General features: G+C 48.1%; 11 protein-coding genes and 1 tRNA gene. 10 read left to right on the top strand and 2 right to left on the bottom strand.

The features are described from left to right. The 7 genes from V5T57_RS17005 to V5T57_RS17035 form a co-directional block, all read left to right on the top strand. Window positions 1-255 (top strand): hypothetical protein (locus V5T57_RS17005; protein WP_332892453.1); only part of this gene is annotated, 255 nt, incomplete at its 5' end. Window positions 256-392: 137 nt separating this feature from the next. Beyond that, on the top strand, window positions 393-3,167 hold the full coding sequence (locus V5T57_RS17010; RefSeq protein WP_442918235.1) for a valine--tRNA ligase: 2,775 nt from the start codon (window positions 393-395) through the stop codon (window positions 3,165-3,167). Between the two features lie 98 nt (window positions 3,168-3,265). Continuing rightward, window positions 3,266-4,096, top strand: a complete 831-nt coding sequence (gene nadC / locus V5T57_RS17015) for a carboxylating nicotinate-nucleotide diphosphorylase (protein ID WP_332892455.1) — start codon at window positions 3,266-3,268, stop codon at window positions 4,094-4,096. A gap of 145 nt (window positions 4,097-4,241) precedes the next feature. Beyond that, entirely contained in the window at window positions 4,242-5,246 is a 1,005-nt protein-coding gene (locus tag V5T57_RS17020) for a biotin--[acetyl-CoA-carboxylase] ligase (protein WP_332892456.1), read from the top strand. Window positions 5,247-5,308: 62 nt separating this feature from the next. Further along, on the top strand, window positions 5,309-6,076 hold the full coding sequence (locus tag V5T57_RS17025) for a type III pantothenate kinase (protein WP_332892457.1): 768 nt from the start codon (window positions 5,309-5,311) through the stop codon (window positions 6,074-6,076). A gap of 53 nt (window positions 6,077-6,129) precedes the next feature. Beyond that, a complete protein-coding gene (locus tag V5T57_RS17030; protein ID WP_332892458.1) occupies window positions 6,130-6,972 on the top strand; it encodes an SPOR domain-containing protein in 843 nt (280 codons plus the stop codon). 112 nt (window positions 6,973-7,084) lie between these two features. After that, a tRNA-Met gene (locus V5T57_RS17035) sits at window positions 7,085-7,161 on the top strand. Window positions 7,162-7,209: 48 nt separating this feature from the next. Here the strand turns inward: V5T57_RS17035 and V5T57_RS17040 are convergent. Both V5T57_RS17040 and V5T57_RS17045 read right to left on the bottom strand, forming a co-directional pair. Continuing rightward, window positions 7,210-7,428, bottom strand: a complete 219-nt coding sequence (locus V5T57_RS17040) for a hypothetical protein (protein WP_332892459.1) — start codon at window positions 7,426-7,428, stop codon at window positions 7,210-7,212. Between the two features lie 18 nt (window positions 7,429-7,446). Then, the gene (locus tag V5T57_RS17045) at window positions 7,447-8,019 is read right to left on the bottom strand and encodes a TetR/AcrR family transcriptional regulator (RefSeq protein ID WP_332892460.1); all 573 of its coding nucleotides are present in this window, start codon (window positions 8,017-8,019) and stop codon (window positions 7,447-7,449) included. A 522-nt stretch (window positions 8,020-8,541) separates the two neighbouring features. Between V5T57_RS17045 and V5T57_RS17050 the strand changes: the two genes are divergently transcribed. The 3 genes from V5T57_RS17050 (at window position 8,542) to V5T57_RS17060 (ending at window position 15,480) form a co-directional block, all read left to right on the top strand. Further along, window positions 8,542-10,542 carry a methyl-accepting chemotaxis protein gene (locus tag V5T57_RS17050; RefSeq protein WP_332892461.1) on the top strand — a complete coding sequence of 667 codons (2,001 nt, stop codon included), beginning with the start codon at window positions 8,542-8,544 and terminating at the stop codon, window positions 10,540-10,542. An 11-nt stretch (window positions 10,543-10,553) separates the two neighbouring features. Further along, window positions 10,554-11,474, top strand: coding sequence for a hypothetical protein (locus V5T57_RS17055; protein ID WP_332892462.1), 921 nt, complete (start codon window positions 10,554-10,556; stop codon window positions 11,472-11,474). Window positions 11,475-11,673: 199 nt separating this feature from the next. After that, window positions 11,674-15,480, top strand: a complete 3,807-nt coding sequence (locus V5T57_RS17060) for an EAL domain-containing protein (RefSeq protein ID WP_332892463.1) — start codon at window positions 11,674-11,676, stop codon at window positions 15,478-15,480. Window positions 15,481-15,831: the final 351 nt, after the last annotated feature.

The raw sequence follows: 15,831 nt of genomic DNA on the forward strand, positions 1-15,831 counted from the left end.
GCGGAAGAGTCTGAAGAAAACCTTGAGTCAGTACCACATGTGCAATCGGAAGAAGGAGAGGAAGAGTCCATGACCGAGGAGAACGTGGAAGAGCCACAACCTACGGAAGAGGCCCCTGCACAGGGTGGCGTTGATACTGAGGCCGTTATGTTGATGGCCCGTGAAATCGCGGAACAGATGATTCGAGAGCAGTTGCCTGAGCTGTTAGAGAAAATTATTCGTGAAGAGGTTGATAAGGTTCGTCGTGGCGAATAACCGGCCCTCTTTTTATGTTTAGAAGCAAAGGGCGCTGATGCCTCAGCGCCCTTTGTCGTCCATTTGCTGGTAAATCTTAAGGGGTGGAAACCCCTTGTTTAATTAAAGAAGAGTAAAATCCCATGCAGGAAACGTCGTTGCCTAAAGCTTATGATCCCACGGGTGTTGAACAGCGCTGGTACCAAACCTGGGAAGATCAAGGTTGGTTCAAACCGAGCGGTCAAAGCGCAGCCAACGCCTATTGCATCATGATTCCCCCGCCCAATGTGACGGGTAGTCTTCATATGGGGCACGCTTTTCAAGACACCATCATGGATGCCTTGATCCGGTACAACCGTATGCAAGGCCACAATACTCTGTGGCAGTGTGGTACAGACCATGCGGGTATTGCGACCCAGATGGTGGTTGAACGCCAGTTGGAGGCTGAGGGGAAAAGCCGTCATGACCTGGGCCGTGATGCCTTTATGCAGCGGGTATGGTCCTGGAAAGCAACCAGTGGAAATACCATCTCTAAGCAGCTTCGTCGTATGGGCTCTTCCTGTGATTGGTCACGGGAGCGTTTTACGATGGATGATGGGCTTTCAGAGGCGGTTAAAGAGGTTTTTGTACGCCTGTATGAAGAAGATCTGATCTATCGTGGAAAGCGCCTTGTTAACTGGGACCCTGTACTACACACCGCTGTTTCTGATCTGGAAGTCATCAGTGAAGAAGAGAGTGGGCATATGTGGCATATGCGCTATCCCCTTGCGGAGGGTGAGGGTCACTTGGTCGTGGCAACCACCCGTCCTGAAACCATGCTTGGTGATAGTGCGGTTGCCGTTCACCCTGAAGATGAGCGCTATCAACATCTCATTGGTAAGCAGGTCACCCTTCCCCTGACTGGGCGTACAATCCCCGTTATTGCTGATGATTATGTGGACCCAGAGTTTGGGTCCGGTTGCGTAAAAATTACGCCAGCCCATGACTTTAACGACTATGAAGTGGGTAAACGTCATGATCTGCCACAGATTAATATTTTCACGGTAGATGCCTGTATTAATGATGATGCCTCCGAGAAATATCGTGGTATGGATCGGTATGAGGCACGTAAGCGTATTGTAGAAGATCTGGATGCGCAGGGGTTACTTGAGAAAGTTGCCGATCATAAGTTGATGGTTCCTCGGGGTGATCGCACCAAAGCTGTGATTGAGCCTTTTCTCACCGATCAGTGGTTTGTCAGTACGGCTCCTCTGGCTGAAGAGGCCATTAAAGTGGTGGAAGATGGGCGCATTAAGTTTGTGCCTGAGAACTGGTCTAAAACCTATTTTGAATGGATGCGTAATATTCAAGATTGGTGCATTAGCCGTCAAATTTGGTGGGGGCACCGTATTCCTGCTTGGTATGGCCCAGATGGTAAAGTGTTTGTCTGCCGCACGGAGGGTGAGGCTGTTGAAAAAGCGACGGCCCATTATGGAAAAGCCGTTGAATTGGGGCAGGACAACGATGTGTTGGATACCTGGTTCTCTTCCGCGCTATGGACTTTCTCCACCCTTGGCTGGCCAGAAAAAACGAAAGAGCTCGAGGCTTTTCACCCTACCAATGTTTTGGTCACCGGATTTGATATCATATTCTTCTGGGTCGCCAGAATGATTATGATGGGGCTAAAGTTTACAGACGAGGTTCCTTTCCATACTGTGTATGTTCATGGTTTGGTGCGCGATGGTGAAGGCCATAAAATGAGTAAGTCCAAGGGGAATGTGTTAGACCCTCTGGATCTTATTGATGGTATCTCCTTGGATGATCTGATCACCAAACGCACCAAGGATATGATGCAGCCACACTTGGCCAAGAAGATTGAAAAGCAGACCCGTAAGGAGTTCCCTGACGGGATCACAGCCGCAGGTACCGATGCTTTGCGCTTTACGTTGGCTTCGCTGGCGACCCAAGGGCGTGACATTAAATTTGATTTAGGTCGAATGGAAGGGTACCGCAATTTCTGTAATAAATTGTGGAATGCCTCCCGCTTCGTATTGATGAATGCTGAGGGGCAGGATTGTGGCCTCGAGCGGATTGACCTGCCACTGTCGGTTACAGATCAGTGGATTGTGAGTAAGTTTCAGCGTACGGCTCGTGATGTTTCTCAGGACATGGAAAACTACCGTTTCAGTGACGCTGCCAGTACCATCTACCAGTTCCTGTGGGGCACCTATTGTGATTGGTATCTGGAGATGGTGAAGACCACACTTTATAATGATAATGCCTCTGACGCGGCTAAGGCGGCTGTGCGTCACACTATGGTTGGTGTGTTAGAAGCCTCCTTACGCCTGTTGCATCCGCTTATGCCGTTTATTACTGAGGAGTTGTGGCAAAAGGTTGCCCCCTTGGCGGGTAAGCCTAAAGGGACCATTATGCTTGCGCCTTGGCCTGAGGTTGATGAGGGTCGCATTCTGGAAGATATTGAGAGTGAGATCGATTGGGTGCAGCGCTTTACCACAACGGTTCGTGGTATACGTAGTGAAATGGATGTGCCCCCCAGCAAAAAAATCAAAGTACTGGTTTCTGGGGATGAGTCGGCCATCGGACGTTTGCGCCGTCATGAAGTAACCGTTTCTACGTTGGCTAAGCTGGAGAGCTGGGAAGCGGTTACTGGTGATGCCCCAGAAGGGTGTGCGACTGGGGTGTTGGAAGATCTGCAACTATTTATCCCCATGAAAGGGCTTATTGATGTCGCTGCAGAGTCGGCCCGACTGCAGAAGAGCATGGATAAATTGGATGTTGATCTGCAAAAAGTTGAGAAAAAACTCGGCAATGAAAACTTTTTAGCCAAAGCTAAGCCAGAAGTTGTGGCCAAAGAAAAGGCGAAAGCGGATGAACTGCGTGAGAAGAAAGTCGCCGTTCAAGAGGCTTTGGTACGCATTCAGGCAATGGCGTAAGGGTTGACTAACCGTTAAACCGTTTGCCCCCAGGGTTCGGTCTGTGTATAAAACAGGACATGAACCTCAACTAAACCCAGGTTAAAGAGTTTGAAGATATGACCCCAATCTGGTCTGACATTGTTCGTAGCGCCCTGGCTGAAGATATTGGCCGTGGTGACATTACCACCAATACCTTGGTTCCTGCTGGGAAAGAGGGTGAAGCGGTCTTAATTGCCCGAGAGGATCTGGTCGTTTGTGGTTTGCCCGTGATCTCCGAGGTTTTTAAACAGGTAGATTCGCGTATTGGTATTTTGCCCGAGGCTTCAGATGGAACCGGCGTAATGGCTGGGAATACCATCTTTACCCTGCGTGGTCCTGCGCGCGGTATTTTGACCGGGGAGCGTGTGGCGCTCAACTTTTTCCAAAACTTGTCTGCTGTGGCCAGCCTGACTTCACAGTTTGTGGAAAAAGTAGCGGGTACCGGTTGTCGTATTGTAGATACCCGTAAAACAGTACCAGGTATGCGTTTATTGCAGAAATATGCGGTGCGTGTAGGTGGGGGGCATAACCACCGTATGGGGTTGGATGATGGGGTCTTGATTAAAGAGAACCACATTGCCATGGCCGGTGGTATTCGTGAAGCAGTCGATGCCATGCGTTCTTCCTTAACCCATCTGCATCGTATTGAGGTGGAGTGCGAAACGCTCGAGCAGGTTGATCTGGCTTTGGATGCCGGTGCACATATTATTTTGTTGGATAATATGACACTGGAACAGATGCGTGAAGCGGTGAAGGTGAACAACAGCCGCGCCATGCTGGAGGCCAGTGGTAATGTGCGCCTGGATACGGTACGTGAAATCGCTGAAACAGGGGTCGATATGATCTCTGCTGGTGCGTTAACCCATAGTGCTGGAAATAAGGATGTGAGCCTTTTGGTGCGCTTTTAAACGTGGGCCTTTGTCTCCCTGAAAATCAAAGCCCCATAGGTTAGTCCTGTGGGGCTTTGTTGTTGGTGGGTAAAGGTTGGATTTGTCAGGCCATGCAGTGGTAGAGTGTGGGCCAGGGAATGCGCAATCCACAAGGGTGATTGGTATGGGCGAGACGGAACTCTCAGCACAGGATTTAAAGCTACTGAAGTTGCTACGTGAGCATGGCCAATCCCCCTGTAGTGGGGCACATATTGGTCAGATGCTTGAGGTGTCTCGAGCTGCAGTTTGGAAGCGTGTTGAGCGTCTACGTCAAGCAGGTTATGGTATTGAGGCTTTGCATCGGCGGGGTTATCGCTTGCTCCAAGAGCCAGACTTTCCCTCTATGGAGCGTCTGCAACCCCACTTGACCGATCAGGCCTTGTTTAATGGTGCTTGTGCCCATTTTTATGAGCAGACGGACTCAACCAATGTCCGGGCTTCTCTGTTGGCCCGTGAGGGGGCTCCTGAAGGTACACTCTGTTGTGCCGATGCCCAGCGTGGTGGGCGAGGGCGTATGCAACGTGTTTGGGAATCTCCTGCTGGAGAAAACCTCTATTTCTCTCTGGTGCTTAGGCCGCACATTCTGCCAACAGACGCTGCACAGATTACCTTGTTGGCGGGTTTGGCGTTGGCCCAAGCCCTACATGAGGATATGGGGGTTGAGGATCTGTACCTAAAGTGGCCCAATGATATTTTAGTGGGTGGGCGTAAGGTGGCGGGTATTCTTACTGAAATGATGGCTGAGCCTGATCGGGTTCGATATATCATTTTGGGTGTGGGGATTAATGTAAATGGTCGCCTGCATAGTATGCCGACTGAATTGCAGCAGACAGCAACAACCTTGCGTGAATGTGTTGGAACAAGTCTGGACCGTAGCCGCCTTTTGGCGGTCTTTTTAGAACGGTTAGGGTTCTGGTATAGGCAGTTTTTGCAAGAAGGGTTTGAACCTTTGCGACAACCCTGGTTGAGCTATGGTGGGGTTGAGGGAAGGCGTGTGCGTGTACAGCTTTATGCTGAGACGTTTACTGGTGTTGCGCATTCACTGAATCATTCGGGTTGTTTGTTGGTTGAAAGAGATGATACAGGTGTGCTTACCACTGTGGTCGCTGGTGATGTTAACTTGTTGTAAGTAGTGTTTATTGTTTGATGGATTGTCTAGAGATAAACCAAGTTAGTAATGGATGAATATCAATGCTTTTGGTTATGGATGTCGGTAATACAAATATTGTTCTAGGTGTCTATGAAGGAGACACTCTGGCGCACTATTGGCGTATTGCCAGCCGTATTGAACGGACTGGGGATGAGTACGGAATACTTCTTGCAAACTTGTTTCAACTGAAACAGGTAGATGCCACCAAGATCTCTGGTGTGATCCTGGCCAGTGTCGTTCCCCCCGTTGGATCCGCCTTGGTTAGGGCAGTACGACGGTACCTTGGGTTAGAGACTTTGGTTGTACGCCCGGATATGAAGTCTGGGCTGCCTATCTCGGATGAAAGCCCGACTGGGGTTGGGGCTGACCGTCTGGTTAATGCTGTTGCAGCTTTTGATCAGGTTGGTCATGCGGCCATTGTTGTTGATTTTGGCACAGCCACGACTTTTGATATGATTGGCCAGGATGGGGCGTATCTGGGGGGATCTATTGCGCCAGGGCTTAATTCATCCTTGGATGCCCTGTTTGAGAAAACCGCCAAATTGCCACGTATTGAGCTGCGTCATCCTGAAAAGGTGATCGGGCAAAATACGGAAGAGGCCATGCGTTCGGGTCTTTATTGGGGCTATGTTGGATTGGTGGATGGCATTATTGAACGTATGAAAGCGGAAGCAATATTCGATCAAATTCATGTCATTGCAACGGGTGGATTGGCAAAGTTAATTGCCAGGGACAGTCGAGGAATTGATGATGTGGATGATATGTTGACGTTAACGGGTCTACGTCTGCTTTATCAACGAAACCGGTAAACGAAATGGGTATTTCACTGCCAATGGGCAATCTTTCCAGCATGATAGGGCGTGTGCTTCCGTGGGTCGTTGCGGCTATTTTGGCTGTAATTGCGGTCGCTTTCTTATGGGATGGTATGCGTGACCGCCCTGAGGAAGGTGCTGATGCGGTCTGGGCCGGTGAAAAACCGGTGCTTAGTCGTGCCATGGCGCTGCCAGAGCGTATGCTGGTAGAGCTTGAAGGGCTGGATGAGCAACCCCGGAAAGTGGTCAAGAAACGACAAGCCGTAAAGCCTGCGCCCCTTCAACCTTCTCCACCCAAGCAGAAGCTCAAGGACTTGCCACCACCACCAGCGATGGTTCGGCAGCCACGCAAACCCTTGCCTAAACCGCCAACACCCATTGCTGGCAGTCAGTATATTGTGCAAGTGGGGAGCTTTGTCTATGAGTTTGGTGCTGGTCAACTGGTTGAGCGTTTAAAACAACGGGGCTATGAGGCGTCGGTCTTAGAGGCAACTGAAACAGTGGTGCTCAACCAGGTGCAAGCCGGACCTTACGAAGACTTGGAATCCGCGAAAGAGAATGAGCTGAAATTACGGGCCGGTGGGTTTAGGGTTGATATAGAAAAGAACTGGCAAGGCTTGATCATACCGGTTGGTGAGTCCATGCGTTTAGGGTACGCCATCGATATTATGGATAAGGCTGAGCGGCTGTATGTTCGCCCCTTGCGTTTGGTGAAAGCTGAGTCTGCCCAAAATCTCTATAAAGTGGTCATGGGCCCTTATCGTGAAGAGTCTGAAGCGCAACAAATGGCGGCTCGACTTTCTAGTTTAGGGCGTACCTCCCCTCTGATTAAAATTTGGTATGGGGGTGGTGATCTGAAAGCGGGTTGGAAGGCGACGATTCCTGCTCAATAACGAGGTTAAAAAAAGGTTTAAAAAACATGGGCATGGTCATGCTGGTGTTTTTTCCTCACAAAAACGTTGACATCCCGCCACTCATTTGTAAAATAGCAGCTTCCAAACGCATGGCGGGGTAGCTCAGCTGGTTAGAGCACAGGATTCATAATCCTGGTGTCGGGAGTTCAAGTCTCCCCCTCGCTACCAAATAAAAAAGCCCAGATCTAAACAAAGATCTGGGCTTTTTTTATATGCTTATCTATGTTGAGGGCGGTGTGGTCGCTTAACCAGCTTTAGATGGCTTTTTGGGCGGTAGTAAGGGCAGGTGCCGTCGGCATGCAGGAACTCCTCCACATAGACATGACGGCAGTTATGGCGTTCGGCACAATCGGGAAAGTGGCACTCAACCCCAACAGTTGGGCGTCCAGGTATATGTGCTTGATGGTCTGAGGTTGGTGTTTTTTTTCCTGACATCATTATGTCCTGACCAAATCAGCCATTATGAATACCTCGCCAATAGATCGCAAAGCTCTGTTCAATATAAACCTTAGACTGTTTTGGATCAGGTTTGGTGCGCAAAATAAACTGAACCGTGCCATCCAGCTGTGTTCGGAAAAGTTGTTGATGGAAAGTCATGGGTAATGTTGCAATCTCGCCATGCCCCATGGCCTCCATGAGCGCATGTTTAGGGAACAGGTGGCTAAAATCGTCATGGGTGAGCCCAAGCAGTGTTAAAGCCTCTTCTGAGATGCTTAATTCAAGGAGTAACTGGTAATGTTGTGGATTGGATAGAGCCCAGGTTATGGCATGGTGCCACATTATATTTAAATGCTCTCGTAACCCCATATCCAGGCGTAAGTCTTTATGCGCGGCGCTGTTGGAGGCAAGCTTTAGATCACGTAAAATTTCGACCAGCAGATCTTCTTTACCATCAAATTCTTGCAGGAGAAGAGCCGGTGAAAGGTTGGCTGCCATGGCGATTTGGCCAGTAGAGACATTGAGTAAGCCTCGCTGGGCAAAAAGTTGCATCGCGACTTCAAGAATTTGTTTACGTTTTCCACTCATTGATCCATCCCTTATTGGGGGCACCCCTTAATAAATGAGGGGAAAGTATAGCAAAGTGTCTACGGCTGTGACACAGGTATAAAGACCTTATTTTAAGTGTAGAACAAAAAGAACTCTTTTTCTTATCTGTTGTACAAAACTTTTGCTTATACCTTTACTCTAATTTCTTGCTGGTACCTAGCATAGATAAGGCGTGGTGTAAGAGAGAGAAATCTATCAAAAAATATATATAAGCATATCTTGAACTTCTGAAATTGCCAAAAAAATGGGCAAAACGCCATTACATTAAGCGAAAAAGTAACGCTTCTACTGCTAGAAAAGTAACACTTGTTTGAAAAGAGCAAGATAAACCCGAAAACACCCAAATAATGCTTGTAGTCACGTTTTCGTTATGTCCTATTTATAGTGTTAAGGTTTGTGACAGTTTGTCAGAGTAACCGGATGGTGTGTCTGAGTTGTGGTGCGGGGGCCCATGTCTCATAAGAATGTATAAAATGAGCGTTGGAGTTAAGGGAGTAGGGCATGTTTAAAAATGTGCGCATTGGTATGAAACTGGTCATTGGTTTTGGTGTTGTCATCTTATTGATGGTTGCGCTGGGTGGTTTTGCCATCTATGAAATGAACCAACTGGCTCATAAAACTGATAAACTTTATAAACATCCTTACACTGTTAGTACGGCTGCATTACGTATTCAAGGTAATATGGTGCGTATGCATCGCAGCATGAAAGATGTCGCTTTAGCCAAGCGTGTTGGGGATATTGATAGTGCATCCGCAAAAGTTGATGGTTATGAAGCTCAGGTTTTAAAAGATTTTCTGGTTCTTAAGTCAGCATTTCTTGGGAATAAGAAAAAAATTAATGACCTGGAATCAGCTTTTAAGGGGTGGAAGACTATTCGGGATGAAGTGATCGCGCTCATGCGGGAAGGTAACCGGGTTAAAGCCGCCGATATCACCAAACATAAAGGGGCTGAGGTTGTCTCTGGCTTGCAGTCCGGTATTCAGAGCATTGTAGATTTTGCGACGAAAAAAGCGACTGAATTTGTCATGGGTGCAGAAGAGACCCGTAGCTTTACCATCTCCTTAACGATTGTTCTGCTGATTATTGCGTCGGTCATTGGTTTGGTTGTTTCCATGACCATTACCCGTTTGATTGTGGCACCTCTCAAACGTGCTTTAGATGTGACACATGCCATCTCACAGGGTGACTTAACCTTTGATCGTCAGATCACCCGGACCGATGAAGTGGGCATGTTGCAGCTTTCCCTCCATGAAACGGTCAAAAGTCTTCGGCATATCTTTGCTGAAATTCAAGAGCGTGTGGGTAAGTTGAATAGTGCTGCGGAGACTTTAGGGGGGGTGGCTGGTGATATGGAGGGCAGTGCATCAACCATGCGTACCCGTGTGGATGAAGCAGCCAACTCTGCTGAGACCATGAGTAGTAATATGGAGGCTATCTCTGACCAAGCGGCTCGTGCTGATGATAGCATGCAGACCATTGCTCAAGCTTCCATGCAAGCCTCTTCAAATATGAGCACCATTTCTGCTGCTGCAGAAGAAGCATCGACCAACCTCAGTACGGTTGCTGCGGCTGCAGAAGAGGCGACCACCAGTATGGAACATGTGAACTCTGCGGCAGAGCGTTCTTCACACAGTGTGGAGAGTGTGGCCGGTGAAGTGATGGGTGTGACGGACTCGTTGGGTGAAGTACGAACCCAGTGTGAGGCGGCGAGTAGCGAATCTTCCAGCGCCAGTGAAATTACCCAAAGTAACGCTGCTGTTATGACAGAGTTGGCTAAATCCACCCACGAAATCGGCAAAGTCGTTAAGCTTATTAATGATATTGCTGATCAAACCAATATGCTGGCGTTGAATGCTTCTATTGAAGCCGCCGGTGCAGGTGAAGCGGGTAAAGGCTTTGCGGTGGTGGCAAATGAAGTTAAAGAGTTGGCTGGGCAAACAGCTGAAGCGACCCGTTCTATTAGTCAACAGATTGATGAAATCCAGAATAAAACCCGTCAGGCGACAGATTCCAGTCAAGAGATCTCGCGTATTATTGAGCGTTTGAATTTATCCAATGAAGAGATTCTTAACGCCGTAGATATCCAGGGTAGCTCCATTGAGTCTATCTCATCCTCTATGGATGATGTGAATCGGGAGTCTGTGGAGGTGAGCCGTCGCGTGACAGAGTCTCATGAAGGTATGGAAGAGGTCACACGAAATGTTAGTGAGATCAATGCCGGTATTGTTGAGGTGACCCGCAGCGTGAGTGAAGCTACCATCGGTATTGAGCAGATGGCCCATAATGTTCAGGAGGCCTCTTCAGGTAACGCTGAGATTACGGGTAATGTGGCGACAGCAGCCGTGTCTTCTAAAGAGATTGCGGGGAATATGGAAGAGGTTCGGGATGCTGCTGTGGGTATTGCTGATATGAGTGGTACGGTTAACAATCATGCTTCATCCGTCTCTACCATCGCTTCGGAACTTGATAGTATGATGAAACGTTTCAAGTTACAGGCATAGGAGCGGCGATCATGAAAAAGATCTATTTCATGCTACTTGCCTGCTTGTGGCCTTGGGTTACGATGGCAGCAACGCCGGGGGATGTGTTGGTTAGTGTCCAGGCTTTGGCAAAGGATCTTCAGGATATCCGCACCAAGGTTGGCGGCAAAGCCAACAGCCAAAAAGAGCTGCCTGTTATGGGTGCTTCTCCCCGTGAGGTGTTTTACCAAGCAGAAAACTTGGAAGCCAAGGTGGTGGATTTGGTGAAGCAGCGGGCGAATCAAGAGGGCCGTCCTTTGTTGCTGATCCCCAAAGGTAAAATTACCCCTGATCATGTCTTGGCGGTGATGGAGAGTGCGCGGACCATTCTTGGTAAAGGCAAGCAGGCTATGGGGGCTGGTTCCCCCGTGGTGAAGTCCGCAGCCGGTAAAGCTTCACCAACGGATGTCTATCGGTCGCTCATCCAAGCAAACCGGCAGATTAATCTGTTATTAACCACCAAGATTATTCCTAGTGATGTTTACCAACGTGTTGAACAGTCGGTGCAAATTGCCCAGGTGCTTAATACTGTCTATGGGGGAAGTGTTGAGTTAAGCTTGCCGCCTTTAGATCTAAAAAAAGGACCCGGACATGTTTATGATCAGATGGTTATTTGCTTTCGCTTAATCCGGGAAATTTTGTTGCTTACCAAAGTTAAGACTATGGATTTGGCTGCAGATTATAAAGCAGCACCGGGGACGTCTCCTGGAGATGTGTTTGACTTAGCCTCTTTGCTCTATTCAGAGATGGCGCACCTCTATTTTGCTTTGCCAAACCGTCCGTTGACCGCCGGTGTGTTTTATGTGGGCAAAAAGAAGCCTGGTCATGTGTACCAGCTTGCCAAAGGGTTTGAAACACAGCTGAGGCAGTTAAAAGTGCATGTAACAAAAAATCCGGCTAAGCTCACGCACTGATTTTTTGGAATGCCCCATACCTGTTTTTAAAAGGCCTGTAAAAGTTCAAACTTTTACAGGCCTTCTTGTTTTGGCTCGGTGTTAGCTGATGCATCTACCATAAGTTCATGGCATGATGCATGAGTGTCTTTTATCACACGACAGCACTGTTTTTTACATTGGGTTCTCCAAATACGACCTCTTTTTTGAGTGAGGCTGCATGCAACTGTCTATTGCACGTAAGGTAGTCTACGGTTTTGCCGGGCTTATCCTGTTGGCGCTATTCAGTGGTTTGGTTGTCTCATCCAAACTGTTGGGGTTGCAGGATCAGGTCTCCTTACTACAAAACCAACGTGTACCGCTGGTGGTTACCTCTGGGGCTTTTAAAGGATCCGTTAAAGATGCTTTGGCGGCTCTGCAGGGGTGGATGGCGACAGAGTTGCCTGCCTTTAAACAGCAACGGCAAAAATCGTGGCAGTTGGCGCATGATCATCTGCAAAAACTTGAAGTGATTATGGCGGGTGATCACACCCTTGAAGATGAACTGATGCCACTGAAAGAGGATCTGGCCCGGTTGGTTGGGTTGCAGGATAGTATTGAAGTGTTGATTGGCAAACCATCCAATAAACCGGCCCATCAACTCTATAACGATCAGCTGCTGCCGATGTTGGAGTCGCTTGATCTTAATCTAAGACGTTTAATCCACCGCGAAAACCGCCGCCCTGCTGCAAATGGTAGTGTGATTGCGGCCATGAACAGCCGTACGTTGCTAAAAGCTTTTGCGGATTTGCGCGGTTCAGTCGCCCAGTGCCGCAGTCTGTTGGAGCGCATTTTAACCGAGCCTGATGATCTATTGGTGGGGCGTTTTCAAACCATGCTTAAGCGCTCTAATGGTGCTTTGGCTGTGTTAGGACGTGCAGATCTGAATGCCACACAAAAACAGGCTCTGAGTACCTTACAGAAGCTTTGGGAGGTTTGGCCTGAACAAGCACAAAAGCTGATTACCCTGCGGCAATCGCTAGATTGGAACCAAGCACGACGTTTAACCACGCAAGAGCTGTTACCTCTGTGGCAGGTGATTTTGCAGCGGTTGGATAGAATTACTGCCCAGCAGTTGAATACCATGGTGGCAGAAGGTCAGCGTTTGGAAGCGATTGTCTCCACCAGCCGTCAGGTCTTGTTTTCAATGTTTGTGATCTTCCTTCTCGCTGGAGGGGGGTGGGCATGGTGGATAAGCCGTCGTTTACGTCGTGGCTTCCGTACGCTGTTGCAGCGCATGAGCTATGTGAGTGATCGAATTAAACAAGCCGATGCGACAGGTAACTGGTCGGATTGTGATCTTGATAGCTGTTTAATCCAAAATGAGCAGCAAGATGAAATTGGTTATGCCGTTAACGCCTATAACCATTTGTTAACCAATTTGGTGACGGCCCAGGAAAATGAGAATCGCTTTATCGACTCATTGACCCGGATGCATGGCATAACTGTGCGAACAGAGTGGGATTCGGCTCGGAAAATCCAGGAAATCTTGAAGATGGGGTCTGAGATTCTGGAGATGGAATCTGCCGTTGTGACACAAATTGATGGAGAGATGTGTCGGGTAGAGCATCTGCTTGGGGAGGCGTTGCTGTTTAAGCTGGGGCAGAGCCACCCCTTGGAGCAGAGTTTCTGTAAGCAGGTCATTGAGGCTGGTCGACCGGAAGGGATTCACCGCCTTCAAGAAAGCCACCTTAAACAGCACCCCATTCATGAGCGTTTTGGGGTGGAGTCATTCATCGGTACGCCCATGTATCTGGGTGACACTTTTTATGGCGCTTTAAGCTATTACTCCACGCGACCAAGATCGGTTGGATTTAGCTTTTATGATCGTTCTTTAATTAGTCTTTTGGCCCAGTGGGTTGGCTGGGAAAAGTCAAGAGATCAGCAGTTAAAGCAGTTGGAGGAGGTCTACCAAGATCTGGAAAATGCCCAAAGTGTGGCAAAAATCGGCAGTTGGCACTGGGATATGCAGCTGGATGATCTGCACTGGTCTAAAGAGTTATTGCGCCTATTTGGCTTTAATAAAGATGAATCTGTAGCCTCCTATAGCACCTATCTTGAATTAATTCATCCAGATGATCGAGAAATGGTTAACGCCCAAATGGCTGCGGTAACCCGAGGTTCTGTGGATAAATTTGAAGCTGAACATCGTATTATCTGTAGAAAGTTAGGCCAAGAGCGGTATGTGCAGGCGTTGGGTATGATGACCCGAGATCAACGTGGGGTGCCAAGACGTATGGTTGGTACGCTACAGGATGTGACGCAGCGTAAGGTGGCTGAAGAGGGCTTAGTACTTGCTAAAATGATTTTTGACAATGCCGGAGAGGCCATTGTTATTACAGATGTACACGGCAACATAACCGACGTAAACCCAGCCTATGAACGGATTATGGGCTATAGCCGTGATGAAATTTTAGGTCAGAATCCCAGTATTTTAAAATCAGGCCGCCATGATGAGGCCTTTTATGAAGATATGTGGAGACGTCTGTGCACGTCAGGGCGCTGGCAAGGGGAGATCTGGGATCGGCGTAAAAATGGTGAAATTTTCCCAAAATGGCTAACCATTGATGCCATCCGCAATGAGCAAAGTGTGATCACCAACTTTGTTGGCTTGTTTATGGATATTACCCAGCAGAAAGAGACGGAAGAGCAGCTGGAAAAATTGGCCTATTATGATCCGCTTACAGCGCTGCCTAACCGCTCCCTGTTCCGAGACCGACTTGAACAAGAGATGAAGCTCTCAGCCCGAGGGGGCAAAAGTTTAGGGGTCTTCTTTATCGATTTAGACCGCTTTAAATATGTCAATGATACGTTGGGTCATGATAAAGGGGACGATCTGCTTATTCAGGTTGCTGAGCGCATAACCCACCATCTACGTACCAGTGATACGGTGGCACGGTTGGGGGGGGATGAATTTACCGTTATTCTACCGGGGATTGATCAGACCAACGATGTGGCCCGTATTGCTGGCGCCATTGTTAAATCGTTAGGAAAGGCCTTTGATTTACAAGGGCACGAGGTCTTTATCGGGGGATCTGTTGGTATTGCGATGCACCCAGATGATGGGGAGGATTACGATACCTTGACCAAACATGCCGATACAGCCATGTATCGGGCGAAGGAAGAGGGAAAAGGCACCTATAAGTTCTTTACCAGTGATATGAACGAGACCAATGCCCGTCGTCTCTCTTTGGAACAAGCGTTGAGACAAGCTGTGGAGTGGGAGCAGTTAACACTTCATTATCAGCCTAAGATTGATGTGAAAAAATGCCGTATTATTGGTATGGAAGCCTTGGTGCGCTGGAACCACCCAGAGCAAGGTCTTGTTTCACCAGATGATTTTATTCCAATCGCTGAAGAGACAGGGTTAATTATTCCTATTGGTGAGTGGGTAATGCGTCGAGCTTGTATGGATGCCAAGCTTTTATCGGTTGCCAGCCGTCACCCCATGCATGTCGCCATCAACCTATCCGCCAAACAGTTTCAGGATGTGGAGTTGGTAAAAAAATTGGAGCGCAACCTTCAGCACAGTAATCTCTCTCCTGAGCTTTTAGAGGTGGAGATTACAGAGTCCCTGGCGATGGGGGATGTGCATCAGACCATTGAGCAGATCAGTGAATTGCGCGCCTTGGGGGTTAAGGTCTCTATTGATGACTTTGGCACAGGTTACAGCTCACTGAGCTATTTGAAAAAATTGCCGCTTAACGCGCTGAAAATTGATAAGTCCTTTATTCAGGATCTTAATGTTGACTCAGATGACACCGCCATTGTCTCTTCCATTCTTAGTATGGCGTCGGCTTTGGGGCTAAGTGTTGTTGCTGAAGGTGTCGAAAATAAGGAACAAATCCAATATCTCTGTGAGCATGAATGCCCCACCATACAGGGCTTTTTCTTTAGTAAACCATTGCCTGTTGGTGAGTTTGAAAAATTTGTGATGGATTGGGATCCTAAAAAAATGAAGGCCATGATGCCGGGTTTGAAACAGTGACGTGCCAAAAATATGGTGAAAAAAGGGGGGCTTTTATTAAGCCTCCCTTTTTTTTGACAGCGATCTATAGCAGGGTGTGTGGTGTGAATAAATTTTTCTTTTGCTGAGAAAAGCTCTATAAATCTAAAAAAAACAATGCATTATATTATAATAAAATTAAATGGGGGCTAAAGAGGGGAAAAAGGTTAGAATAATGTAAGTTTGGCATGGCATAGAACATGCATTTGAGTTGGTCAGGCAAGCCGGAGTGGCCGTTAAAAAAACGTGTCGCCCCAACATCCAAGCCCAGATAAGGGGAGAATCCCCACGGGCAAATTGACGCGCACCATGCGTAGTCATTGAGTCAGGAGT

Source organism: Magnetococcus sp. PR-3 (genome assembly GCF_036689865.1).
Taxonomy (GTDB): Bacteria; Pseudomonadota; Magnetococcia; order Magnetococcales; family Magnetococcaceae; genus Magnetococcus.